Here is a 23843-nt window from a genome sequence, read left to right on the forward strand (position 1 = left end):
GGCCCCGATGAGGTTCAGTATTCCATTAAACGCCGAAGACTGCAAATGGCACTCGACCAGCACTTGCTTGATAGGCGAAATCAGTGACTTAGATAGAACGCATGAATCGGGACAGGAGCTAAGGCTTGAGGATCGCGTCACGCTTTAAAGAGGAAAAGTTTCTGGTCGCCGCACTTGTCGTTGCAGCGATCGCCTATCTCTTGGAACACGCGGTGATCGGGATGGGGCGCGGCGTCGCGCTGATTGCCGCCGCTGGCCTGGTCGGCACGATCGTGCTCGCCTCGATCCGCGTTGCCCATCATGCCGAGCTGATCGCCGTCAAGGTCGGCGATCCCTATGGCACGATGATCCTGACGCTCTCGGCCGTCGCCGTCGAAGTCATCATCCTCGCCATCATGATGAGCGGCGAAAGCTCGCCGACGCTGGTGCGCGACACGATCTATTCGGCCTTGATGCTGGATATCAACGGCATTCTCGGCCTGGCCGCCCTGCTCGGCGGTCTCAAGCACGGCGAACAGCCCTATAACGACAATTCCGGCAAGACCTATGGCGTGATGATCCTCACCGCCATGGGCATTTCGATGATCGTGCCGGAATTCGTGCCCAGCGACAAATGGCACTATTATTCCGCCTTCACCATCGTCGCAATGATCGCGCTTTATGGCCTCTTTCTGCGCATGCAGGTCGGCCAGCACAGCTATTTCTTCAGTTACAGCTATCCGCGCTCCGAACGGAAGAAAGAAAGTCCGGACGAGCATGGCCCCGACGAGTCGGCCGCGATCTCGATCGCCACCATTCTCGTCGGCGTCGTCATCATCGGCCTGCTCGCAGAGTTCATGGCCGCCTTCATGACCGAAGGCCTGCGCGACAGCGGTGCGCCGATCCCCGTCACCGCCGTGGTCGTCGCAGCGATTTCGGCCGCCCCCGAAATCCTGACCGCGTTGAGGGCGGCACTCAGGAACCGCATGCAGGCGACGGTCAATATCGCCATGGGCGCCTCGCTGTCGACGGTCATCCTGACGGTGCCCGTCATGGAGGTGATCGCGCTCTATACCGGCCAGCCCTTCATCATGGCGATGACCCCGGTACAGACGGTGATGGTGGCTATCACGCTGATTGCCGCGGCGATCAACCTCAACGACGGCGAGACCAACGCCATCGAGGGCATGACGCATTTCATCCTCTTCGCCACCTTCGTCATGCTGACCGCGCTGGGGCTTTGAAGGCTTCGTCTTCCCGACAGGGGACGGAGAGCAGTTATCCGCACGCGTAACGTCAACTCACAGAGCAGCCTGACAGCCCACCTTTTGAGGAGAGCTTTCGACAGTCATTCCTTCGACTTTTCGAGGAAACGCTGCTTGCGGGTTTTCGGCTTGAAGCGCCGGAAGAAACCCTCGATGGCGCGGATGGATTTGGTGACGGACATGAGCCTGTCGATCTGGCTATTTGCGTTGTGGAGCCGCTCCGACAGGACTTCGGCCGCCGTCATCGCAATCTCGATTGGCGGCACCTGTGGAAACCGTCTGGCAATTGCCGCATAGGGGCTGGCATCCACGCCGCCCATCATCGAGATCGTGCCCATCCGTGCAAAGAGACGCAGGAAGATCTGCTCGAACGTCCAGTCGTGCACGTCGAAGACCTTCCACTTCTCGCTCCTCTTCGCCGAAAAACCGGCAAGCAGGACCTTGCCCGGCAGTTGCAACTCGGCGAGCCACAGCGCTACCGCAAAACCACTCGTCGCGATCTTGCCCACCGGATAGAGATCGACGAGCATTTTCGTCAGATCAAGGTGACGGGTTTCAGCGCCTTCGAAGCGGCCCTCCTCGCTGAAGTTTTCCTCCGGAGAGACTCGAATGTTGACGACGCCCAAAAAATCGTCGCCGGCAAAAAAGCGTAGGACTTCCGCCGCCTCGCGCCGGTGGACGATATTGGCGCCCATCACGCCGCTGCGGGCAAACAGCACCGCATGGCCGGCGAAGGGCTCGTCGAGCACCTTATAGACATTGTTGAAGAAGACGTAGAGCGCCGTCTCCGGCAATTCGCTTCGCAGCCGTTTGAAATCGACGGCCTCGCTGTTGGCCACCAGCACAATGTGGGAATAGTGCGACAACAGCGCCTTCCACGCATCCGGCGTCAGAAAATTGAAGCCGCTATCCGAGGCGGCCATGGTCTGCGTGTCGCTGGGGATTGCTTCCATATCGGCTCACATGCACTTTCCAAGGACGATGCGCTCTGCCGTCCCACTAGCTGTTGCTGAAATAAGCGCGTGTTCGTGCCAGCCGCGCCAGCCCGCCGATCCGCTTTCCCAAATGCGAAAGAAACCCCGCGATCCGGCCCGTCATCGACGGCTGCCTGCAGAAGGAAGCCCACGGCGTATTGGCGAGATCCTCGACATAACGCTTGGCCATCCGGCGATGCACCCACGGCACAGTCGCCTGCCACGGTTTTTTCCGGCCGGTGAAATGGATGATCGCCGGCTGGCCGACGAAAGGCAGGAGGCCGGTCTGCGTGTTCCAGCGCGGGTCGAGCACCAGCCAGTCGCCATCGAAAGTGACGTTCAGCGCATCCTGGTCGTTATTCTCGAAAAGATACGACCGCTCCTCGAAAATCTCCCGTGTCCTGGCAAAAAGCCCCCTCGCCCGGCAGGCTGACCAGTCGAACAGCAGCACGCCGGCATTGAAATAACGACCACCCTCGCGCATGCCGATCTTCCGCTGCCGTGCACCGGCCTTCTCGGGAAAGGCCATGACATAATCGTCTATGGCGGCAAGCGCCTTGCCCTGCAAATCCATGGCGAAGAGGTCGTCGACCGGCGCAACCGCAAGCACATCGGCATCGAGATAGAGCAGCCGCTCGACATGATCGGGAATGTACAGATCCATGTAGAGCCGCGCCAGCGTCGCGCCCGACCAGCGGCCCCGCGCCTGCAGCGTATCCGGCGTATTGTAGGGCAGCACCTTGATTGTCATGCCGTGCAGGCGCGCGAAATTTCCGACCTCGGCGATCTCGTTCGGCTTGAGGTCGATGCCGAGAAGCAGAAATTCCACCGCAGGACCTGAGAGATTGCGCTTGACGGAAAGCAGGGTGCAGCAGGCGGCCGGCAGCATGTTGACATCCGAACAGACGATCACGGCACTCTGCTGCAAAATCCCGGCCTCCCGAAGCGGCAACTAGACTTAATGCCGGATATCTAGTTGGTTTGATGCCAACCCGCAACCGCAGATCACCCGCCGGACCGTCACTCTGCGTCACGTTTTGAATCGGAATTCAACGACTTGCGAGGCAAAGCGGATTCAGATGAGGAGCATATTGAATCGGAACGTGAACTTAGAGCCGCAGCGCCAATGGATGATCGACGAGCAGTCGGTCGACTGTCGCAAGCTGCAGTCCCTCGACCTTGCATTGCGCAAGCAGCAAGCGATCGAAGGGATCGCGCGTCTCCGGGTCGGGGTCGGCGGCGGTGATGACGTGCGCGATATCGATGGGCAGGATCGTCAGCCCCGTGCCCTGCAGGTAGGCTGGAATAACGTCCAGGGTTAGTCCCGGCTGCAACTTGCCAAGTCGTGTCTTGATCGCGATTTCCCAAAGGCTCGCGACGCTGACGAAACCTTTGGTCGTAGCGTGCAAAAGCACGCGTTGGACATCAGGAAAACGGTCGGTCAACTTTCGTTGGACGATTGCGATGATCATATGCGTGTCGAGTAGCACACGCATATGATCACGGCAGCGGTTTGAGAAGAAAATCTTCCGGCAAAGGATCGTCGAAGTCGTCGGCGATATACATCTCCGTCCGCGTGATACCCTTGGAACGAAGATAGGCTTCGCCGGCCTCCAGGTTCAAACCGCCGCGTTTTTGATGCGGCACGAGATCGAACACCGGCCGACCGTTGCGTGTCACGACAATGGTTTCACCTTCCTCGACCTCACGGGCGAGTTCGGTCAGGCGGTTCTTCGCATCACGGATCGAAACGGTCTTCATGACGGAAAATGTAGCTACATGCAGCCACATCGTCAACGCCGCCAACAAAAAAGGCCCGCCGTCGCCGGCAGGCCTTCGATTGGTGTTTTTGAAAACCCGCTTACTTGCAGGCGCCGCAGAAGCGCTGGATGCGGCGGCAGGCTTCCTCGAGCTGCTCTTCCGAAGTCGCGTAGGAGATGCGGAAATTCGGGCCGAGACCGAAGGCCGAACCGTGAACGACGGCAACGCCTTCCGTTTCCAGAAGCTCGGAAACGAAATCCTCGTCCGTCTCGATGACCTTGCCCGACGGAGCCGTCTTGCCGATCAGGCCGGCGCAGGACGGATAGACATAGAAGGCGCCTTCCGGCACCGGGCAGACAATGCCCTTGGCCTGGTTCAGCATCGAAACGACGAGATCGCGACGGCCTTCGAAGATCTTCTTGTTCGCAGGTATGAAGTCCTGCGTGCCGTTCAGCGCTTCGACAGCCGCCCACTGGGCGATCGACGTCGCACCCGAGGTCTGCTGCCCCTGGATCATGTCCATGGCCTTGATGAGCTGGATCGGGCCGGCCGCATAGCCGATACGCCAACCGGTCATCGCATAGGCCTTGGAGACGCCATTCATCGTCAGCGTGCGGTCGTAGAGCTTCGGCTCGACTTCCACAGGCGTGACGAACTTGAAGTCGCCATAGGTCAGGTGCTCGTACATGTCGTCGGTTAACACCCAGACCTGCGGATGCTTCATCAGCACGTCCGTCAGCGCTTTCAGCTCGGCCTGCGTATAGGCCGCCCCCGTCGGGTTGGACGGCGAGTTGAAGATGAACCACTTGGTCTTCGGCGTGATCGCCTTTTCGAGATCGGCCGCCTGGAGCTTGAAGTTATGCTCCTGGGTGGCCGAAACGAAAACCGGCGTGCCGCCGCACAGCGCCACCATCTCAGGATAGGAAACCCAGTAAGGCGCCGGGATGACGACTTCGTCGCCGGGGTTCAGCGTTGCCATGAAGGCGTTGAAAAGGATCTGCTTGCCGCCGGTGCCGACGATCGTCTGCTCCCAGGAATAGTCAAGGCCGTTCTCGCGCTTGAACTTGGCGGCGATCGCCTTGCGCAGCTCGGGAATGCCGGAAACCGGGGTATACTTTGTTTCGCCGCGGTTGATCGCGTCGATGGCGGCCGTCTTGATATTATCCGGCGTATCGAAATCCGGCTCACCCGCGCCGAGGCCGATGACGTCACGTCCTTTTGCTTTCAGCTCGCGCGCTTTCTGGGAGACGGCGATGGTGGCTGAAGGCTTCACACGGGAAAGAGCATCGGCAAGGAAAGCCATGATAACGGTCCTAATGGTTGAAACGGGCAGAAAGCCGGGACCGGAGTTCTGCGGTTAGCTCTATGTCCAATGTATGACGGCATTTCAAGCGGAAAGGCGTCATGATGGCATGATTCTTATTGATCGGTTCGCCGCGCCACCAGCCTGGCATGCCGTCCGCTTCGGAGAGGCTTGCGTCACGCGGTCGAAACGCCATGCGAAGATCTTGAATCAAACTCTGAAGCCATCCGGATTTATACCCTGAAATCAGTGGCATCGTCGAATTCGGCCATTGCCACGAATAAGCCGCAACAAATGCCGCGCCACGCCGCAATTCGGTCGCGAGCGCGCCGAGATCGAAGCCGCATCATCCGGCATCCGAAATTGGTTATTGAGGGTATGCCAATGTTTCTGGAAGATGAGTTTATCATAGGGCGCATTCGTGCGCGCCGAATTTCCGTTTCAGTCCTTGTTGCCGTCACCGCCTTTGCAGCCTGCATCGCCGCGATGCTGGCGCTTGCCTCCGCCGCCCGCGCCGCCGAGCCGCAGGCATCCGCACAGCTCGCAGCGCTTGTCCGGCCGAACGACGTCAATAGCGGCTCGCTGCTCTTTCCGTCGAAGGAGCCTGGCTTCTATGTCGAAGCGCCGCGGCTGAAGACCGATGTCGCCATCGATGTCTCCGGCCCGATCGCCAGGGTGAAGGTGACGCAGCGCTTCCAGAATCCGAGCCAGGGTTGGGTCGAAGGCACCTACGTCTTTCCGCTGCCGGACAATTCCGCCGTTGACGCGCTGAAAATGCAGATCGGCGAACGTTTCATCGAAGGCCAAATCAAGCCCCGCCAGGAAGCCCGCGAGATCTACGAGCAAGCCAAGGCCGAAGGCAAAAAGACGGCGTTGCTCGAACAGCAGCGGCCGAACATCTTCACCAACCAGGTCGCCAATATCGGTCCCGGCGAAACCATCGTCGTCCAGATCGAATACCAGCAGACCATCCACCAGTCGGGTGGCGAGTTCTCGCTGCGCTTCCCGATGGTCGTCGCCCCGCGGTACAATCCGGCGCCGATCGTCCAGACTGTCGAGTTCAACAACGGCGCCGGTTTTGCCACGCCGCGCGACCCGGTGGAAAACCGCGACAAGATCGCTGCCCCCGTGCTTGATCCGCGTGAGAACGCCAGGATCAATCCGGTTTCGCTGACCGTCGACCTCCGGGCTGGTTTCCCGCTCGGCGATGTCAAATCGTCCTTCCATGCGGTCGATATCAACCAGGATGGCGACCAGGCGAGGACGATCAGCCTGAAGGCGGACACCGTTCCCGCCGACAAGGATTTCGAGCTCACCTGGAAGGCCGCCGCCGGCAAGATGCCGAGTGCCGGCCTCTTCCGCGAAGTGATTGATGGTAAGACCTATCTGCTTGCCTTCGTCACCCCGCCCGCGGCCCCGGACACGGCAGCGCCGCCGGCAAAACGCGAGGTGGTCTTTGTCATCGACAATTCCGGCTCCATGTCCGGCCCGTCGATCGAGCAGGCCCGCCAGAGCCTGGCGCTTGCCATCTCCAAGCTGAACCCCGACGACCGCTTCAACGTCATCCGTTTCGACGATACGATGACTGACTATTTCAAGGGTCTCGTCACTGCCACCCCTGACAATCGCGAAAAGGCGATCGGCTATGTCAGAGGCCTGACCGCCGACGGCGGCACGGAAATGCTGCCTGCCTTGCAGGCTGCGCTGCGCAACCAGGGACCGGTCGCAAGCGGAGCGCTGCGCCAGGTCGTGTTCCTGACCGATGGCGCGATCGGCAACGAACAGCAGCTTTTCCAGGAAATCACCGCAAATCGCGGCGATGCCCGGGTCTTCACCGTCGGCATCGGTTCGGCGCCGAACACCTATTTCATGACCAAGGCCGCCGAGATGGGCCGCGGCACCTTCACGGCGATCGGCTCGACCGATCAGGTGGCAAGCCGCATGGGCGAGCTTTTCGCCAAGCTGCAGAACCCAGCCATGACCGATATCGCTGCCACCTTCGAAGGCATCAAAGCCGAAGATATCACGCCGAACCCGATGCCGGACCTCTATAGCGGTGAGCCCGTCGTGCTGACCGCGCAGTTGCCCGAGAACAATGCCGGCAAGCTGCAGATCATCGGCAAGACAGGCGACCAGCCCTGGCGCGTCGAGATGGATATCGCCAACGCCGCCGACGGCAGCGGCATTTCCAAGCTCTGGGCGCGCCGCAAGATCGACGATTTCGAGGCCCGCGCCTATGAGCGTCAGGATCCGGCCGCGCTCGACAAGGATATCGAGACGGTGGCGCTCGCCCATCACCTCGTCTCCCGCGTCACCAGCCTGGTCGCCGTCGATGTCACTCCGTCGCGCCCGGCCGATCAGCCGCTCGGCTCGGCCAAGCTGCCGCTCAACCTGCCGGATGGTTGGGACTTCGATAAAGTCTCCGGCGAAAACGCTGCCCCTCTTGGCGGCGCGGAACGCCATGGCTCGGCTACGCCGGCTGGAAACGCCGGACCGGAGCAGGCCGAAACACAGGCACTTGTCGCATCGCCTGAGATCGCAAACATGATGGCCGCAGCCCCGACTGCCAAGGCGGCCACCATGATCGCGCAGAAGAGCTCGACCGTGAACCTGCCGCAGACGGCGACGCGCGCCGACGAGCAGATCATCCGCGGGCTTACCATGCTGCTCCTGGCGCTGACGGCGGCAAGCGGGCTGGCCGTCTGGCGGCGGCGCCTCAAGCGCATTATCACGGTCGGAGCCGAGCGCGATGGTCTCTAGGCTCTCTGCAAGCCAGAACGAGGAGGCGGCAGAATTCGAGCCGCTTCCGACCTATCTGGAACTCGCCATGGCCGCCGCCACGGCCTATGACAGGCCGAAGCCTCGCCGGCGGAAGGGGTTCTTCCTCTGGCGTCTTTCCTCGATCGAAAAGACGATCGCCTTTGCCATCGCCGGCCTTGCCTTCTATGGCTTGGCACTGATCGGCGACGGTTTCCTGCTGAAGGCGAAAGCGGAGCTCTCCCAGATCCTGCTGAAACGCGCCTTCGCCGCGGAGTTGCAGGGGAAGGAGACAAAACCCTGGCCCTGGGCGGATTTCACCACGGAGGCCAAGGTGCGCGCGCCGCGCCTCGGCAAGGAGGCGATCGTGCTCTCCGGCGCCTCTGGCGAGGCTCTGGCCTTCGGTCCGGCCTGGCTCGTCAACACGCCGCAGCCCGGCGAGGAAGGCACCTCCGTCATTGCCGCCCATCGCGACACGCATTTCCGCTGGCTGCAATACATAAAGCCCGGCGATACGATCGAGGTCACCCGCCGCGACGGAAAACTATTGACCTTCAAGGCCGGCGAGGGCCGCATCGCCCCGTGGGATGCCAACGGCATCGATCCCTCCTCCGATGGCCACCGCCTGGTGCTGACCACCTGCTGGCCCTTCAATGCCACCGAACGCGGGCCGCTACGCTACATCCTTGAGGCAGAATTGGTCGACGACCAGGCGACGGGCTCGGTTCAACCGGTAAACACAAAGCCGTTATTGCAGGTCGAATGAGGGTTGAAGCCCTTCCCTGCACGCTCCACGTTCCACATGGAGAAACGACGGGGAGCAAGATGAAGAGAATATCCGCCTTCCATTTCGCCTCAGCGCTGGTCCTGTTCGGCGCCATGTCCGCGGATGCGGCCGACATCGTCAACACGCAGGATCTCGCGGTCCGTGTCGACAAGCTCGCCGACGGCCTCCAACATCCCTGGGCGGTCGAAGTGTTGCCCGACGGGGCCTATCTCGTCACCGAGCGGCCGGGCCGCATGCGCATCGTCCGCGACGGCAAGGTTTCCGAGCCGATCGGCGGCGTACCCAAGGTCAGCGCTCGTGGTCAGGGCGGCCTGATGGACGTGGCGCTCGCGCCGGACTTTGCGAAATCTCGCAAGCTCTATTTCACCGCCGCCATCGCCAACAGCCAGGGCTCCGGCACCGAAGCCTTCAGCGCCGCGCTTTCCACTGACGAGAAGACACTCGACGCCGTGAGGCCTATCTTCAGCATGCGGCGCTTCACGTCGGGCAATATCCAGTACGGCTCGCGCATCGCGATTGCCTCAGACGGTACGCTGTTCATCAGCGTCGGTGATCGCGGCAACCGCGACCGCTCGCAAGACTGGCAGGACGATGCCGGCTCGATCATCCACATCAACGCCGATGGCAGCATTCCTGCCGACAATCCATTCAAGGAAGGCGGCAAGGCGCTGCCGGAAATCTGGTCGAAAGGTCACCGCAACCCGCAGGGCATCACCTTCGACGCCAAAGATGGCAAGCTCTATACCGTCGAACACGGTGCGCGCGGCGGCGACGAGATCAACCAGCCCGAGGCCGGCAAGAATTACGGCTGGCCGATCATCACCTATGGCCGCGACTATTCGGGTGCCGAGATCGGTGAAGGCACCGCCAAGGACGGGCTGGAACAGCCGCTCCATTACTGGGATCCTTCGATCGCACCAGGCGCCCTCGTCGTCTATCGTGGCGCCATGTTCCCGGAATGGGACGGCAATTTCCTCGTCGCGGCGCTGAAGTTCCAACTGCTCTCGCGCATGCAGCGCGACGACGGCGGCGCCTTCGTCACCGAAGAGCGCCTGTTCGAGGGCGAATACGGCCGCATCCGCGACGTCGTCGTCGCCCCCGACGGCGCCCTGCTGATGGTGACGGATGAGGACAACGGCGCGCTGCTCAGGATATCCCGAGCGCAAGCCCGCAACGGCTGAGACGTCATAGCGAGCCGCGCAGTTCCTTGCGGATGACGAATTTCAACCCAGACCAGATCTCGTCGACGGCGCAGACCTTGACGTCGACCAGGCCAGTTGGGAGCAGAACCTCCCGCAGCACGTCCTCGGTGATATCGGTCGAAACCCGTGAACTCTTCTTCGGCCAGGATATCCAGACCATCCCGTCCGGTCTGAGGACGAGAAAAAGCGCGGGCGCGATGGCCTCCAGTGCCGCCCGTTCTGTCGTAAACAGATGCACATAGTCGAATGCACGGTGAGGCATCTCGGGAAGCGTGTGGACGACCGAAGCAAAACCGTCGAAACCATTGATGTCGCCGATCGTTTCGGGAATACCGAGAAGTGCGGCTGCCTGCCCCTCTGCAAGACCGAGTTTCCTGGCGAGCGGCGTGCCGGAATAGCCTACCGTCCCAGGCGCCACCGCACCGCCGGCCGGCTTCCGTTCTTCGCCTCGCATGTCTTCACCTCCGTCAACCGCCACGAAGTCTTCACCCTTGCCGAAAGGAAACGCAACTGCTAACCGCTTGGGCACATCTCCCTTCCCCTCGAGGACGACATGACGCGCGTTCAGGCGAACCTCCTCCTATTGCTTGCAGCCGCCATCTGGGGCGGCGGCTTCGTCGCGCAGTCGACGGCGATGAAGGCGATCGGCCCCTTCTGGTTCATCGGCCTGCGGTTTGCCGTCGCCACGCTGGCCGTACTGCCCTTCGTCCTTTTTGAAGCGCGCAAGGCAAAGGAAAAGACCAGCGCACGCCATGCCAAGCTCTATATCCTGATCGGCCTTGCCCTTTTCGGCGGCGCAGCCACGCAACAGGTCGGCCTGCAGACGACGACGGTGACGAATTCCAGCTTCATCACCGGCCTCTATGTCGTCTTCGTACCTGTTATCGCCGTCTTCTTCCTTCGCCGTGCCCCGCATTGGATCATCTGGCCGGGGGCGCTGATGGCGGTCAGCGGCATCTATCTCCTGTCCGGCGGCCATCTCTCGGCGCTGACACCTGGCGATCTGCTGACCGTCGTCTGTGCCGTCTTCTGGGCGATCCAGATCACCCTTGCCGGCACCACCGTTTCGGAGACAGGAAGGCCGCTTGCGCTCTCCGCCACGCAATTTGCCGTCACCGCAGTCTGTGCGCTGGCCGTTGCCGCAGCCGTCGAACCTGTCAGCCTTTCGGCGATACGGGCCGCTGCGCCGGAGATCCTTTATGTCGGCATCTTCTCCTCGGGCGTGGCTTTCGTGCTGCAGGTGATCGGCCAGCGCTACACCACGCCCTCGCAAGCCGCGATCTTTCTTTCTTCCGAAGCACTCTTCGGTGCCTCGCTTGCCGCACTTCTGCTCGGCGAGACGATGCCGGTAACAGGTTATGCAGGTTGCGCACTAATGTTTATCTCTATGCTTGTGGTCGAGCTCGTGCCGGATTGACCCGCCGACGCCTGCCAGCCACGTGAACACGCGTCCAAATATGGGTGAGTCACACATCGGAAAAAAAATTATCGGATGCGGGAGACGCGTTCACGTTGCATTTTTGGGAAAATCTGCTCGGAATTTATATTGCAGACAATATAAAACGTTAATCATTCCCTATCGGCGAAGGAAATTTTGCGTTTTTGCGCAAATTGGATATCGGCAGGGATGTGCCAGGAACGACCGTTAAAAAACTTTTGCTTGCCAAAGTCCTTTAAACGCAGCACTCTCAGCGTGTTCGGGCATTTTGCGAGCATGGGAAGTCCTTAAGTATTTGCGCGCCGGGAACGCTAATATCCCGGTCAGCCGGTTCCGAAAATGGCGGGCGAAAGTCCTGCCTGGAACAGGTCGAGGTAGAGGGGACCTTTTTCTCAAATTTCAAGAATTGCCTGCCAACACCTCCCGCAAGGAGGGCAATGCTATGATGCTGCCCGTGTGGATGGCGGGCAGAGAGAAAAGGACCTGAGGCATGGCAGAGACTGGCACTGTAAAATTCTTCAATACCGACAAAGGCTTCGGCTTCATCAAGCCGGACCGGGGCGGCGCCGATATCTTCGTTCACATTTCTGCCGTTCAGGCCTCCGGCCTGGCCGGTCTGACGGAAAACCAGAAGGTAAGCTTCGACACGGAGCCGGATCGCCGCGGCAAGGGCCCGAAGGCCGTCAATCTGCAGATTGCGGGCTGAACCCTTAACAAGGCTGGCGAATTCGAGTTGAAGCCCGGCAGCAATGCCGGGTTTTGTCGTTCAGCCTTGGTTCAGCTACAAATCTCTACGACTGTGACCATCGAGAAAGGAACCGGCGTTCGGTTCCCGGGATTAGGATTATGATGATGAACAGGCTCGCCAAGACCCTTCTGCTGACGGCAACCGCTGCCGCACTCACGCTTTCCGCCATCGGTGAAGCGTCGGCCCGCGACCGCCACTGGCGCCATGGCAATCACGGCAACAACGATGCGTGGGTCGGCGGCGCCGTCGGCCTTGCCACCGGGCTGATCGTCGGTTCGGCCATCGCCAATGCCAATAACGGTCCGGTTTACGAAGAGCGCCGTTACATCGACCCAGCCTACGAGCCGGATTACTACGAGCCCGCTCCGGTCTATCGCGCGCCGCGCCGCGTCTATGTCGATCAGCCGGAATATTACGCGCCGGTCCGCACGGCGGTAGAGCCCTGGTCGCCGCAATGGCAGCGTTACTGCTCCTACCGCTACCGCTCCTTCGATCCGCGCAGCGGCACCTATATCGGCAATGACGGCCGCAGCCACTTCTGCACCGCCGGCTGATCTCCCGATATCCTCAATGCCAAGCGCCGCTTCTCAGCGGCGCGTTCTTTTTGTCTACCCGTCGGCTGATGTTTTCCAGCCCATGACACCGAAAATCGAATCGACTTCGGAAAGCAATATGCGCAATTCGAAGGAATAGAGCGTGTCCGCGTCGCAATGCTCAATGCTCAAACGATCGATACCAGCAAGGCATCGGGCCTGATTTGGTGGTGTTTATGGAGCGGTTCAAAGAAACACTTTCGCGATGGAAGCACCGCAACCATCGCGAAACGAGGCAAACGTCAGAACTCTTGCCAGTCGTTCAATGCCACGCTTGACGCTAGGCTCTCCGAATGCCTTCGCGACCCTGCTTCCCAACACTCTGGCGGGAGAATCAACCTGCGGGCTCCGCGCCTCCGCAACATAGACGCGCGGACCCGTTGACCCCTGCCGAATAACCGCAGCGACCTTGAAGGGCGCGACCAGTTGCTTCAGCTTCGCTGATTCCTGGGCAAGAGTAGCGGCAGCTGCTGTGGACTCTTCCACCATGGCGGCGTTCTGCTGCGTCACCTGATCCATCGTATTAACCGCGGTGTTGACCTCAGACAGCCCGACGGATTGCTCCTTTGCCGCGACAGTGATTGCGTCCATATGAGTATTGATCTGGCCGATGAGCCCGCCGATCGAGTCAAGCGACTGACGCGTATCGCGGACGAGTTTAACGCCGCTTTGAACTTCCGTGGACGAATTCTGAATCAGGCCTTTGATCTCCTTGGCGGCTCGTGCAGCGCGCTGGGCGAGTTCTCGCACCTCTTGTGCAACCACCGCAAACCCCTTCCCCGCATCGCCCGCGCGCGCGGCTTCCACGCCAGCGTTGAGCGCCAGTAGGTTCGTTTGGAACGCAATTTCGTCGATCACCCCAATTATGTTGGAGATCTGTTGCGAGCTTTCCTCGATCCGACGCATGGCATCCTCGGCGTCGGAGACGACCTCGGCAGATTTCGCAGCGCTGTGATTGGCTTGCGTTGCGACCCGACGTGCTTCCTCCGTGAGCTTGGCAGATGAGCCGACGTTGACCGTGATCTCATCCAGGGCTGCTGCGGTCTCTTCCAAGGAGGCGGCCTGTTGTTCGGTTCTTTTTGCGAGATCATGAGCGCCTGACGCAATTTCGGACGTCCCGCTATCCATCGTTGAAATGCTGTCTACGATTGCTGAAAGAGCGGTCCCGAGCTGCTGCACCGATTGATTGAAATCGTGACGCAACGGCTCGAAATCAGGAGCGAATGCTTCCTCCAACTGGAAGGCGAGATCCCCCGCGGCCAACCGCTTTAAGCCCCCGCCAATGCCCGAAGTTGCCGCCCTGAGACGTTCATTGGCTGCCGCTTCGGCCGACTGCTGAACAGCGATGCGATTTGCTTCCTGGAGATTGCGGCCAGTCTCAGCTTCTTCTTCCAAGCGAGCATTGGTGATCGCGGCCTGGCGGAATACTTCCACCGCCGCGGCCATGGCGCCAATCTCGTCGGCGCGCCCCGCGAAGGGAATCTTCACGCTGGTGTCGCCGGATGCGAGCTTGCGCATCGCGGCCGTTATCTTCGTGGCCGGGTCGGCGATGGCGTACACGGCAAAAGCCGCGGCGGCTGCGACCAAGATCAGGCTGACCAAAAGAATGATGAAAGTGAAATTCAGGGTCGAGCCATAAACCTGAAGGCTGGTCTGGTGAGCCTGCTGACCTCTTTCCATGGCGGATTTCACCAGATCATTGGCTAACGCAGTCATTTTATCAGCGATATTCTTAACATCGGTCGCAAAGACGCCTGTGGCGGCTTGTCCGTTGCCTTCATAAGAATAATCCATCATTTCCCGCAGAGGTTTGTCATAGTCCTTCGCGACTGCTTGCATTTTTTCAAAGATTTCTCTCTCGTGCGGCGTCGTAATCAGGGGCTCGTATGCCTTGATCTCTTCGTTCAGTTTCGTCTTCTGGGAGGAGACGAGCGTTTCTGCAAATTTCTTCTGGTCTTGCGTTGCCTGCAACAGATGGTTGGCCGCCAAGATGCCTAGCTCGAATCTCGCCTGAGCAATTTGATGAGCCTGATGCACGCTTGGAAGGTAGCTCTCGCTAAACTCCTCGGTCTGCTCGTTGAGTATCCGCATGCCGCTGATGGCGGCGTATCCGAATGCCGCGACGAGACATCCTAATAAGAAGAAGATGCCAACCATGGCCACTTTGATACTCGGTCTTTGCACGATCCTAGCCTCTCTATGCTTTTGCAGTTCGCTTCCGCTGCGGGTTCTCTCAAGGTGGTGGAACCGCTGCTGGTGATCCCGAACGAAAGCCGATTAACTCGCTCCTCGCGGTTAACGATTGCGCACAGAATCTATGGTTGAAACGAAAGATGCGCCTAGCGGATAGAGCCTGCGTCTGTCGAACAGGCATGCGTTGCGCTCGTTTCGTCATGCGCGAGTGAAAAGCTGGACAGCGCGATAATCTAACCCCTCAGGTAACGCATTGCGTAGAGCTTGACGCGCAGAGATTTGTGCAGTCAGCGCTTCGGGACTCGTCATTGACCGGGAAGAGAGCGCAATCTGAAACCGGACGAAGGCGGCTTACGCCAGAGATAATGCAGGCCGGTTGGGTAATGCTTGATAAGGCCGACATGCTGGGCCGGTTCACCTTGAAAGCGATCTCGTAAAACCAGACTCAAGGGAGATCGCCCCACGCCTCCGAAATTTCCTAGCCTCTCTTGGAAAGGGTTTGAGAAGGCAATTCGCCAAATCGGGAATGATAGTCTGCTGCGAAACGACCCAATTGGAAAAACTGCCATGTTTGGGCAACCTGGGCAATCGTTCTCACATTGTCACCCGTCAGGAGTTCTTTGCGAACGGCTTCCAGTCGAAGATCCTTAAGATAACGCATTGGACTCGTGAACTTAAATTGTTGGAAACCTAGTTGTAGTGCACGCGTGCTGCCCCCTGATGCCTGCACGATTTGTTCCAAAGTAAGGACCTCGTGCAGATGAGCGCGCATAAACTCGATTGCCCTTTTTACTTGGCGAGGTGACGCGGTCGGCCCCCCGGCATGCAATCGATCGGAGAAGGAATGTTGTAGCGAGCCGAGCGCGAGGTTGAAGAATGCGTCCGACAGGCTCGCGAACACGCTTGGTGGCAGCGACGTAACATTTGACCCACCCTCGAAGATGAGATTGGCCAATTGGCCGAGCAGATACCCGGCACCATTGCTTAGGTCGATCTCGGGATGAAACGCGAAATTGTCTCCAACGGATGTCTCCAGGATGACTGAAAGCCGACGTTGCATTTCGGTTCGATCGACAGCTACGGTCAAGTGCCCGCGCCGCTCGGCGATGTCGAAGCCCCTATTATGCGCCGCGTCAACTATCACTCCTTTTCCCGGAGCTTATGCGAAGTCCTCGGAAAGACCCCGTATATTTGCAGTGCCTTCGTCCGGGAGAACGACAAGCAGTTTGTCCCCCTCCGCATGTCTGGTGTTGCGCATGCGTCCTTCATAGGCTGCTTTTATCAGAGTCATCGGTCCGAGGGTGACCATGTCACAACGAAAAGACAGCTTTCCTTTATCCAAGGGCTCGACCGTCACCGACGATGCCGAAGTCGAAAGGAGGTGCGCCAGCTTATCCGGGTCGTTGCCGCTTTCGGCCGCCCGGATAAGCGTCGGACTATTTTTCTTCAATGGGATCTGCCTTCCGTCAATTTTGTAACATCACGTAAGCGCGCTTTCACTCTTTGAACAAGAACCGCAAAGAGCCCAAGGACGGCCTGCGGACCGCCGCTTTCTTTCTGTCGAACCGTCAATTGGCCTCTCCCGACCCTCCGCTTTCTCGACATTGCGCACCGCACCACGCGTCCCCGCGGCCGAGGAAAAATATTTCTACAAATTCCATAGAAATAGAAGTTATAAGTTTCTCGCCCGTCACCAGTGCCCGTAGAACGTATCGATGGCAATCGTAGGGAGAGGAATAAGTTATGGGCGTGTTTCGTTCGGCGATAATCGGCGCCGCGGTTGCCTTGGGACTGGGGCTGTCATCGGCTGAGGCTGCCGATCTTTCGGAAATCAGGATCGACTGGGCGACGTATAATCCCGTCAGCGTTCTTCTGAAAAAGGAAGGCCTGCTCGAAAAGGAATTCGCCAAGGACAATATCAGCATTCGCTGGGTGCAGTCCGCCGGCTCGAACAAGGCGCTGGAATTCCTGAACGCCGGATCGATCGATTTCGGCTCGACGGCGGGTGCGGCGGCACTGATCGCGCGGGTCAACGGCAATCCGATCACATCCATCTATGTGTATTCGCGCCCCGAATGGACGGCTCTGGTCACCCGCGCCGACAGTCCGATTTCCACCGTTCAGGATCTGAAGGGCAAGACGATCGCGGTGACGCGCGGCACCGATCCGCATGTCTTTCTCGTCCGTGCCCTGGCCGATGCCGGCCTGAAACAATCGGACGTGAAGCTGGTCCTGCTGCAGCATGCCGATGGCAAGCTGGCGCTTCTGCGCGGCGATGTCGATGCGTGGGCCGGGCTCGATCCGCTGATGGCGGCCGCCGAAGTGGACGACAAGGCAAAGCTCTTCTATCGCAAGCCGGAAAACAACAGCTGGGGCGTGCTCAATACGACCGAGACCTTTGCCGCGAACCATCCCGATATCATCAAGCGCGTCATCGCCGTCTATGAGCAGGCACGGGCGGAGGCGCTCGCCGATCCTGCGGCACTCAAGGCGGCACTGGTGGAAGCGGCAAAGCTGCCGGACGACGTGATCGCCAAGCAGCTGGAGCGGACGGACATATCGCAATCGACGATCGGCGATCTGCAGCGCGATACGATCTCGAAAGCGGGCATCGCCCTGCAAAGCGCCGGTGTCCTGCCAGCAGACGTCGACATTCCCAAAGTCACGAACGAGCTGATCGACGATCGTTTTGCGGTCGGGAAAACCCAATAACAGAGCATAGATCATCGCGATGACGGACTTGACCGAAACCGGTATCAAGACGGAAACGAGGACGCTGCGCTTGGTCGCGGCGTCTATCTTTTATGGAGTGAGCAACAAGGTGGCAGTGGCTGTTCTGCTACCGGCGCTCGGGCTCTTGTTCTGGGAGATTGCCATTGCGGCCGGCTGGTTCTCAGGCCGTCTCATGCCACCGCCATCCAGGGTCGCCGCGACGCTATGGGTGCTCTTGAAGTCTGGTGAACTGCTCAATCATATCGGCATCACCACGGTACGGGTGTTTTTCGGATTTGCGATCGGCGCCGTCACGGCCACGATCGCCGGCGCTATAACTGGATATTTTGGGCTCGCCCGTCGACTGATCGATCCATCGCTTCAGGCGCTCCGCTCCATTCCGTCAATCGCCTGGGTACCGCTCTTCATTCTCTGGTTCGGGATCTTCGAGACATCGAAAGTGGCCTTGATCGCCGTGGGAGTCTTTTTTCCGGTCTATCTCGGCATCTCGGGCGCAATCCTCTCGGTTGATCGCAAGATTGTCGAGGTCGGGCGCATCTTCAGGCTTTCCGGCTTCACGCTGGTGCGGCGGGTCATGCTGCCTGCGGTCTTCCCGGCCTATGTGACTGCCTTGCGATCCGGCCTCGGTCTCGGTTGGATGTTCGTCGTCGCAGCGGAATTCATGGGAGCTTCGGAGGGCCTCGGCTATCTTCTCGTCGATGGCCAGCAAATGGGCAAGCCGGACCAGATCATGGCTGCCATCATCGCCTTCGCGGTCGTCGGCAAGTTGACGGACAGTCTGCTGCTTGCGGCGACGACACCTTTCCTGACCTGGCAGGACAGTTACAGGCGTGAGGGATGAGTTGATGCTGACGCTGCGAAATTTGGAAAAAACCTATGCAAATGGGGTTCGTGCTCTGGAGGGTTTCTCGCTCGGGCTGGCTCCGGGAGAAATCGTCGCCGTCATCGGCGGATCCGGCTGCGGCAAGAGCACGTTGCTGCGCTTGATCAGCGGCCTCGACATTCCCACGCAAGGAACAGTCGAGCTGAACGGCGAAAAGGTTACCAAGCCGCATCCGCTGATCAATCTAATCTTTCAGGAGCCGCGCCTGTTTCCATGGCTAAGTGTCGCAAACAATGTTGGCTTCGGCCTCGCCGAACTCGAAGGCGATAATCGCAGGCAGCAGATAGAGGCTGCATTGGAAAAGGTGGGCCTCGGGAAATTGGGCGGACGGTGGCCGAAGGAGTTGTCAGGTGGCCAGGCCCAGAGAGTAGCAATCGCCCGCGCGCTGATTACCCGACCGGAAGTGCTGCTGCTGGATGAGCCCTTTTCGGCCCTCGATGCCTTCACGCGCGCCGATCTGCAGGATCACCTGCTCGACATATGGGCCGAAACGCGCCCAACGCTCGTGCTGGTGACGCATGATATTGACGAGGCGCTTGTCCTCGCCGACCGAATTATCGTGATGCGACCATGGCCCGGTCGCATTCTCGAGGAGATCGGCATTGACCTGCCGAGAAAGCGTGATCGGGCATCGGCATCGTTCGAGGCCGCGAAAAGACAGTTGCTCATGTCGCTCAATGTATCGCTGCGGTCCACCTGATATGCCGCCGATTTGGCGCAGCCCCTGCCTAAGCCGGGATGCGGATCGTTGCCCTCAGCCCACCGAGCGGGCTGTCACTGAGCGTGACGTTGCCGCCGTGGCTGCGGGCAATGTCGCGGGCGATCGCAAGGCCGAGCCCGGTCCCTGATGCATCGAGGTTGCGCGCCGTATCCAGCCGGAAGAACGGCTTGAACACGTCCTCACGGTTCTTTTCGGGAATGCCGGGCCCGTCATCGTCGAAGATGACGGTCAGCCATTTGGCATTGTGCTTGGCCTCAATGTCGAGACTATCGGCATACCGGCGCGCGTTCGAGGCAAGGTTAGTGACGAGACGCATGAAGGCGTTCGGTCTGACGGAAATATCGTCATCGCCTTCGATCGAATAGCTGAATTTTTTACCGTACAGGGCGAAATCGGATTCCAGCTTTGCGAAGATCTCGCTGAGTTTCAGCTCGCCGACACCCTCTTCGACCTCGCCGCGTGCAAAGGCCATGTAGGCCTCCAGCATGGTCTGCATGTCGTTGACGTCATCGTTGAGGCCATGCAGGTCGGGATTGTCGCCGGCCAGTGCCAGCTGCAGCTTGAAGCGGGTGAGGATGGTGCGCAAATCATGGCTGACGCCGGAGAGCATCGCGGTACGCTGCTCGATCTGCCGTTCGATTCGCTCGCGCATTAGGATGAAGGCAAGACCGGCGCGCCTGACCTCGTCAGCCCCGCGCGGATAGAAATTATCGGGCTTCTGCCCCTTGCCGAAGCTTTCGGCGGCGCGCGCCAAGGTGAGGATCGGCCGAATCTGCCCGCGCAGGAAGAGGATAGAGATGCCGATCAGCACCAGCGAGGTGCCGACCATCCAGACGATAAAGATATGCGTGTTCGAGGCATAGGTCTGGCTGCGCTTCGTCAGCACCCGCAGGATCTTGTTGTCGAGTTTGATGCGAATCTCGACGAGGTTCGAGTTGCCGACCGTGTCGATCCAGAAAGGCCGATGGATCTCGTCGGTGATCTCGTCACTGAGGATGCCATCGAGGATCGAGAAGAACGGCTTGACGCGCGGCGGCGGCAGGTCGCCATCCGGCTCGATCGAGATCTGCAGGCTGAGCTGGTCGCGAGCGATGCGGATGATTTCGCTATAGTCCGAATTCTGCGGATAGGTCTCGATGATCTCGATGATCGCGGCGATGTCACGGGTGACCGCAAGCGACAGCCGCTCCGTCACCATTTGCCAGTGGCGCTCCATGAAGACGGCGGCGACGACGGATTGCAAGAGCACCATCGGAATGATGATGATCAGCAGCGAGCGTGCGTAAAGTCCGGTCGGCAGCCGCCGGCGCAGCCAGCGGACGATCGAACGCCAGCCCGGCGCAGAAGTGCGGTCTTCCCGCCGCAAGCTGTCGATCGTCACCATCAGCGCCGGTCCCGAACCTTGAGTTTAGTCGATGCTCAGCCTGTATCCGATACCGCGCACGGTCTGCAGCCAGACCGGATTGGCGGGATCATCCTCGATCTTACGCCGCAGCCGATTGATCTGCACGTCGATCGTCCGCTCGCCGACTTCGGTATCGTTGCCGATCAGTTCATGGCGCGGGATCGTGTCGCCGGCACGGCGCGCAAAGAGCAGCATGATCTCCTGCTCGCGGTCGGTGAGCCGGATCACCTCACTGGCTTTCTTCAGTTCCTTGCGGGTCAGCGAGAAGGTGTAGGGGCCGAACATCACCTGTTCGATCTTCGGTCCCTCGCCGCCGGCGTTGCGACGCAGGATGTTGTTGATGCGCAGCACCAGTTCGCGCGGGTCGAAGGGCTTGGAAAGATAGTCGTCGGCGCCTGCCTCGAGGCCCTCGATGCGGTTGCCCGATTCTGCCAACGCCGTCAGCATGATGATCGGCACGTTCTTGATGGCGCGAAGTCCGCGGGTGACGTCGATGCCGGATTCGCCAGGCATCATCACGTCCATGATGATGAGGTCGAAATCGAGACCCGCAAGCTTGCGCTGCGCCTCGGCGCCGTCGGCGGCGACGGTAACGCGGAAGCCGTTCTCGGCGAGATAACGATTGAGCAGCGCGCGGATGCGGGAGTCGTCATCGACCACCAGCAAGTGCGCCGCATCGTCGGAAATACCTGTCTTGACCGCCATTCAATCCGCCCTCTGTCTGTCCCGCATTCCGCTGAGGAAAGCTTTTACGCCCTCCCGCACCTCCGCAGAAGCCCCTTCGAATGCCCGCTCAATGCGGCGCGATTGCGGCTCAGCAAGGGCAAGCGCCAGCTCTCGTCCCGATTTCGTTGGATAAAGCTTGCGTTGCCGCCGGTCCTCGGGACCTGCCACCTGGCGAATATAGCCTGAATCGATCAGCTGTTTCAGCACCCTTGCAAGGCTCTGCTTGGTGATCTTCAGCGTATCGAGAAGATCGGCCACCGTCATGCCGGGATTGCGGTTGACAAAATGCACGACGCGGTGATGCGCCCGGCCGAAGCCGCTCTTTTCGAGGATGGCGTCAGGATCGGAAACGAAGTCGCGATAGGCGAAGAAGAACAGCTCGATGATCTCGAAATCGATGATATCAGTATCTTCCATCGGCGTGGCCAGCGGCTCTGGCTTGCCTGCTTTCGGGCCGGTCTGTCGTGACACTCGGCATTTCCTTTCTTTTCCGCGCGCGGCGGGAAACTTTCGCGAAGATATGCCAGCTTTATTGATATAAATTTGCGTCGCTATCAGCTTCCGCGAACTCTGCGGGAGCCCCGCACGGCTCTCATTTCCCTGGCACTTCCCGGGAAACCAAGACCCGTCCGGCACTCCGACGCAATACGCGTTTTCCCTTGCGTCTGTGGATAAAACGTAATGGGGACAACAATCAACAGGCATGGCGCTTGAAGCGCCGGAGGATTTTGGGAATGGCTTCGATCCCTTTGGATCAGTTGGACGGGGGCGCAGGCCAACCGCATCAATGTCGCCATCGCCATCTGGCAATGGGGCAGCTATTTCAACCCGACCGAAAAGCTGAAGGGCATCCGCCTCGATATCGCCGAATGCCGCCGTCCCGATCCGAAGACGGCGCCCTGCGCCTCCAAGGCTGCCGGTCTCTACATGATCTGCACCATTTCCAAGCACGCCGCCGAAGCCGAGAGCTAAGCCGATGCGATGATGCTCGATGAACGACTACATGAAGGAAGTCTATCCGGCGGCAATCGCCGCCGAATAAAAGTCCTCACGCAATCGGTCTGGCCACTGCATAATTCCTTAAATCGGAATCTATTTAAGGCTAAAATTATGCAGTAGTTCAAAGTGCTACAGCGTCCTTTGCGCGTCTCAAAAGACGCGCGACGCTGTAGATACAGACCCGTGGGGCCGTTTATCTATGCGCCCGTGCCATGACCAGTCCGGCGAGCGTCGAGAGGATGCCGCCGCCGATCAGGCCGCCGATGCCGTCGGCGATCAGGCCGGTCATAGCCGCTTCTCCACCGACCATGCTGAGCAGCATACCGCCGGCGACGCCGCCGATCGCACCGGCGATCGTCCGAGCGACGACATTGATCGCCTGCTGCTCTGCTTCAAAGCGGCGCTCGCGGCGTTGCCGCCGATTGCACCGGCAATCAATTGTGTGATGAGCGGAAGTAGCGCTTCCATGATTTCCTCCTCTGGCGATCTCCCCGATCGCCGATCCATGCCGACCTTCGGCATATTAGTATTTTATCATATTTTGGAGGAAAGCGTTAAGAAAAATCAACCGATGCGGGATTAAGGCAGCGAGAAGCGCCACGGAACGAGGCGGCCCAACGTCCGCCTCGACCTCAGTTTCTATCGATCACGTCATTGATAGACGTAGACGATCCGGCGTGTACCGGGATCGACCAGCACCGGCCGATCGTTGATCCTCGTATAACGGTATTCGTAGTCGGGAATCGTCTGGAAGGTGACGTCCGCAGGCACCTCTGCGCCGACGACGACATCGCCGCCAAGCTGCACCGTCTCACCCGGATTGGTGTCGATATAGGTGCGCACCGTCTCCGGCGGGGTGATAGTCTCGACCGACCCGACGGGGCCGAGCAACTCGTCGCCCGGCGCCGGCTGCGGATCGACCGGAACGACACTCGCGGTCGACTCGTAAGTCACGCTGGGAACGCCGATCTCGGCGCGGTGCTGCTCGACGATAACAGAGCTGCCGCCGTGATCGACCTGCAGATAATCAGCATAGACCCAGCCGCGCATGCCGTTGACGTCGACACGGCACCAGCGGCTGCCTTCGATGCAACCGTCGAGCATTGCGGTGGAACCGCGGGTGGCAAGACCGACCGAGGGATATTGCGGGCCGGGGCCAGCACGGACGTTGAGATCGTTGACCGTCGTCGCCATCATCTCCGCCTGCGCAAGACCGCCGCTCGCCAGGAGCACGGCTCCAGCCAACAGTATGTTTCTCTTCAAGGTCATGTGAGCGTCTCCTTGGTTTCGATGGGCTGACAACGCGCGGGCTTCCACGATGTTCCCATGCGCGCCGCCCAGCGAAACACTACTTGCGGGAGATTTCATGCAAACGT

Annotated in this window: 22 protein-coding genes and 3 pseudogenes; 11 read left to right on the plus strand and 14 right to left on the minus strand. The window is 59.8% G+C overall.

Going from position 1 to position 23843, the window contains the following annotated elements; genetic code table 11:
• The first annotated feature begins 125 nt into the window (after positions 1–125).
• Positions 126–1223 (plus strand): calcium:cation antiporter, encoded by a 1098-nt coding sequence (locus AC2444_RS15130; protein WP_012758414.1) that lies wholly within the window; start codon positions 126–128, stop codon positions 1221–1223.
• A 104-nt stretch (positions 1224–1327) separates the two neighbouring features.
• Here the strand turns inward: AC2444_RS15130 and AC2444_RS15135 are convergent, their stop codons facing one another.
• From AC2444_RS15135 to AC2444_RS15155, 5 genes are all read right to left on the minus strand, one after another.
• Complete coding sequence (locus AC2444_RS15135; RefSeq protein WP_012758415.1) at positions 1328–2197, minus strand: hypothetical protein; 870 nt, start codon at positions 2195–2197, stop codon at positions 1328–1330.
• A 46-nt stretch (positions 2198–2243) separates the two neighbouring features.
• Positions 2244–3146, minus strand: coding sequence for a glycosyltransferase family 8 protein (locus tag AC2444_RS15140; protein ID WP_012758416.1), 903 nt, complete (start codon positions 3144–3146; stop codon positions 2244–2246).
• Between the two features lie 181 nt (positions 3147–3327).
• On the minus strand, positions 3328–3714 hold the full coding sequence (locus tag AC2444_RS15145) for a type II toxin-antitoxin system VapC family toxin (protein ID WP_012758417.1): 387 nt from the start codon (positions 3712–3714) through the stop codon (positions 3328–3330).
• Positions 3715–3718: 4 nt separating this feature from the next.
• On the minus strand, positions 3719–3979 hold the full coding sequence (locus AC2444_RS15150; protein WP_011652922.1) for a type II toxin-antitoxin system Phd/YefM family antitoxin: 261 nt from the start codon (positions 3977–3979) through the stop codon (positions 3719–3721).
• 100 nt (positions 3980–4079) lie between these two features.
• On the minus strand, positions 4080–5282 hold the full coding sequence (locus AC2444_RS15155) for a pyridoxal phosphate-dependent aminotransferase (protein WP_012758419.1): 1203 nt from the start codon (positions 5280–5282) through the stop codon (positions 4080–4082).
• Between the two features lie 384 nt (positions 5283–5666).
• Here AC2444_RS15155 and AC2444_RS15160 point away from each other — a divergent pair, with 384 nt between their 5' ends.
• From AC2444_RS15160 to AC2444_RS15170, 3 genes are read left to right on the plus strand one after another with little or no spacing between them, the layout of a single operon-like run.
• The gene (locus AC2444_RS15160; RefSeq protein ID WP_012758420.1) at positions 5667–8042 is read left to right on the plus strand and encodes a marine proteobacterial sortase target protein; all 2376 of its coding nucleotides are present in this window, start codon (positions 5667–5669) and stop codon (positions 8040–8042) included.
• The gene (locus tag AC2444_RS15165; protein ID WP_012758421.1) at positions 8032–8805 is read left to right on the plus strand and encodes a class GN sortase; all 774 of its coding nucleotides are present in this window, start codon (positions 8032–8034) and stop codon (positions 8803–8805) included. The genes AC2444_RS15160 and AC2444_RS15165 overlap by 11 nt, the downstream gene beginning before the upstream one ends.
• 59 nt (positions 8806–8864) lie before the next feature.
• Complete coding sequence (locus AC2444_RS15170; RefSeq protein WP_012758422.1) at positions 8865–10007, plus strand: PQQ-dependent sugar dehydrogenase; 1143 nt, start codon at positions 8865–8867, stop codon at positions 10005–10007.
• A 4-nt stretch (positions 10008–10011) separates the two neighbouring features.
• Here AC2444_RS15170 and AC2444_RS15175 read toward each other — a convergent pair whose 3' ends face one another.
• A complete protein-coding gene (locus AC2444_RS15175) occupies positions 10012–10482 on the minus strand; it encodes a hypothetical protein (RefSeq protein ID WP_012758423.1) in 471 nt (156 codons plus the stop codon).
• Between the two features lie 99 nt (positions 10483–10581).
• Between AC2444_RS15175 and AC2444_RS15180 the strand changes: the two are divergent.
• From AC2444_RS15180 to AC2444_RS15190, 3 genes and pseudogenes are all read left to right on the plus strand, one after another.
• Positions 10582–11471: pseudogene (locus AC2444_RS15180) on the plus strand (DMT family transporter).
• 485 nt (positions 11472–11956) lie between these two features.
• The gene (locus AC2444_RS15185; RefSeq protein WP_003561293.1) at positions 11957–12172 is read left to right on the plus strand and encodes a cold-shock protein; all 216 of its coding nucleotides are present in this window, start codon (positions 11957–11959) and stop codon (positions 12170–12172) included.
• 140 nt (positions 12173–12312) lie between these two features.
• Entirely contained in the window at positions 12313–12768 is a 456-nt protein-coding gene (locus tag AC2444_RS15190; protein WP_017994798.1) for a BA14K family protein, read from the plus strand.
• 225 nt (positions 12769–12993) lie between these two features.
• Here AC2444_RS15190 and AC2444_RS15195 read toward each other — a convergent pair whose 3' ends face one another.
• The 3 genes from AC2444_RS15195 to AC2444_RS15205 form a co-directional block, all read right to left on the minus strand.
• On the minus strand, positions 12994–14964 hold the full coding sequence (locus AC2444_RS15195; RefSeq protein ID WP_245461225.1) for a HAMP domain-containing methyl-accepting chemotaxis protein: 1971 nt from the start codon (positions 14962–14964) through the stop codon (positions 12994–12996).
• Between the two features lie 514 nt (positions 14965–15478).
• Positions 15479–16144: a helix-turn-helix transcriptional regulator gene (locus AC2444_RS15200; protein WP_050786629.1), complete on the minus strand. Its 666-nt coding sequence runs from the start codon at positions 16142–16144 to the stop codon at positions 15479–15481.
• 15 nt (positions 16145–16159) lie between these two features.
• Positions 16160–16450 carry a cupin domain-containing protein gene (locus AC2444_RS15205; RefSeq protein WP_050786633.1) on the minus strand — a complete coding sequence of 97 codons (291 nt, stop codon included), beginning with the start codon at positions 16448–16450 and terminating at the stop codon, positions 16160–16162.
• Positions 16451–16743: 293 nt separating this feature from the next.
• Here AC2444_RS15205 and AC2444_RS15210 point away from each other — a divergent pair, with 293 nt between their 5' ends.
• The 3 genes from AC2444_RS15210 to AC2444_RS15220 are packed head-to-tail and all read left to right on the plus strand — an operon-like array spanning position 16744 to position 19316.
• Positions 16744–17712, plus strand: coding sequence for an aliphatic sulfonate ABC transporter substrate-binding protein (locus AC2444_RS15210; protein ID WP_012758427.1), 969 nt, complete (start codon positions 16744–16746; stop codon positions 17710–17712).
• A 19-nt stretch (positions 17713–17731) separates the two neighbouring features.
• Positions 17732–18574, plus strand: a complete 843-nt coding sequence (locus AC2444_RS15215; RefSeq protein WP_012758428.1) for an ABC transporter permease — start codon at positions 17732–17734, stop codon at positions 18572–18574.
• A gap of 4 nt (positions 18575–18578) precedes the next feature.
• Positions 18579–19316 (plus strand): ABC transporter ATP-binding protein, encoded by a 738-nt coding sequence (locus tag AC2444_RS15220; protein WP_012758429.1) that lies wholly within the window; start codon positions 18579–18581, stop codon positions 19314–19316.
• A gap of 28 nt (positions 19317–19344) precedes the next feature.
• On the opposite strand, the gene AC2444_RS15225 is transcribed toward AC2444_RS15220, so the two are convergent.
• Genes AC2444_RS15225 through AC2444_RS15235 form a run of 3 tightly spaced genes read right to left on the minus strand, consistent with a single transcriptional unit; the run spans position 19345 to position 21939 of the window.
• Positions 19345–20721 (minus strand): ATP-binding protein, encoded by a 1377-nt coding sequence (locus tag AC2444_RS15225; protein ID WP_017994806.1) that lies wholly within the window; start codon positions 20719–20721, stop codon positions 19345–19347.
• Positions 20722–20745: 24 nt separating this feature from the next.
• Positions 20746–21447, minus strand: a complete 702-nt coding sequence (locus tag AC2444_RS15230; RefSeq protein ID WP_003581129.1) for a response regulator — start codon at positions 21445–21447, stop codon at positions 20746–20748.
• Positions 21448–21939: a MarR family winged helix-turn-helix transcriptional regulator gene (locus AC2444_RS15235; protein WP_012758431.1), complete on the minus strand. Its 492-nt coding sequence runs from the start codon at positions 21937–21939 to the stop codon at positions 21448–21450.
• 282 nt (positions 21940–22221) lie between these two features.
• Here AC2444_RS15235 and AC2444_RS15240 point away from each other — a divergent pair.
• Positions 22222–22437: pseudogene (locus AC2444_RS15240) on the plus strand (branched-chain amino acid aminotransferase); the annotation flags it as partial.
• A gap of 223 nt (positions 22438–22660) precedes the next feature.
• Here the strand turns inward: AC2444_RS15240 and AC2444_RS15245 are convergent.
• Both AC2444_RS15245 and AC2444_RS15250 read right to left on the minus strand, forming a co-directional pair.
• Positions 22661–22935 (minus strand): annotated as a pseudogene (locus tag AC2444_RS15245) (hypothetical protein).
• A 183-nt stretch (positions 22936–23118) separates the two neighbouring features.
• On the minus strand, positions 23119–23736 hold the full coding sequence (locus tag AC2444_RS15250; protein WP_012758433.1) for a DUF1236 domain-containing protein: 618 nt from the start codon (positions 23734–23736) through the stop codon (positions 23119–23121).
• Positions 23737–23843: the final 107 nt, after the last annotated feature.

This window comes from Rhizobium sp. WSM1328 (assembly GCF_057653715.1).

Bases quoted from the DNA above. Each gene is read 5' to 3' on its own strand.
- AC2444_RS15135 (WP_012758415.1), bottom strand. From the start codon at position 2,197: ATGGAAGCAATCCCCAGCGACACGCAGACCATGGCCGCCTCGGATAGC.
- AC2444_RS15145 (WP_012758417.1), bottom strand. From the start codon at position 3,714: ATGCGTGTGCTACTCGACACGCATATGATCATCGCAATCGTCCAACGA.
- AC2444_RS15150 (WP_011652922.1), bottom strand. From the start codon at position 3,979: ATGAAGACCGTTTCGATCCGTGATGCGAAGAACCGCCTGACCGAACTC.
- AC2444_RS15155 (WP_012758419.1), bottom strand. From the start codon at position 5,282: ATGGCTTTCCTTGCCGATGCTCTTTCCCGTGTGAAGCCTTCAGCCACC.
- AC2444_RS15160 (WP_012758420.1), top strand. From the start codon at position 5,667: ATGTTTCTGGAAGATGAGTTTATCATAGGGCGCATTCGTGCGCGCCGA.
- AC2444_RS15165 (WP_012758421.1), top strand. From the start codon at position 8,032: ATGGTCTCTAGGCTCTCTGCAAGCCAGAACGAGGAGGCGGCAGAATTC.
- AC2444_RS15170 (WP_012758422.1), top strand. From the start codon at position 8,865: ATGAAGAGAATATCCGCCTTCCATTTCGCCTCAGCGCTGGTCCTGTTC.
- AC2444_RS15175 (WP_012758423.1), bottom strand. From the start codon at position 10,482: ATGCGAGGCGAAGAACGGAAGCCGGCCGGCGGTGCGGTGGCGCCTGGG.
- AC2444_RS15185 (WP_003561293.1), top strand. From the start codon at position 11,957: ATGGCAGAGACTGGCACTGTAAAATTCTTCAATACCGACAAAGGCTTC.
- AC2444_RS15190 (WP_017994798.1), top strand. From the start codon at position 12,313: ATGATGATGAACAGGCTCGCCAAGACCCTTCTGCTGACGGCAACCGCT.
- AC2444_RS15195 (WP_245461225.1), bottom strand. From the start codon at position 14,964: ATGGTTGGCATCTTCTTCTTATTAGGATGTCTCGTCGCGGCATTCGGA.
- AC2444_RS15210 (WP_012758427.1), top strand. From the start codon at position 16,744: ATGGGCGTGTTTCGTTCGGCGATAATCGGCGCCGCGGTTGCCTTGGGA.
- AC2444_RS15215 (WP_012758428.1), top strand. From the start codon at position 17,732: ATGACGGACTTGACCGAAACCGGTATCAAGACGGAAACGAGGACGCTG.
- AC2444_RS15220 (WP_012758429.1), top strand. From the start codon at position 18,579: ATGCTGACGCTGCGAAATTTGGAAAAAACCTATGCAAATGGGGTTCGT.
- AC2444_RS15225 (WP_017994806.1), bottom strand. From the start codon at position 20,721: ATGGTGACGATCGACAGCTTGCGGCGGGAAGACCGCACTTCTGCGCCG.
- AC2444_RS15230 (WP_003581129.1), bottom strand. From the start codon at position 21,447: ATGGCGGTCAAGACAGGTATTTCCGACGATGCGGCGCACTTGCTGGTG.
- AC2444_RS15250 (WP_012758433.1), bottom strand. From the start codon at position 23,736: ATGACCTTGAAGAGAAACATACTGTTGGCTGGAGCCGTGCTCCTGGCG.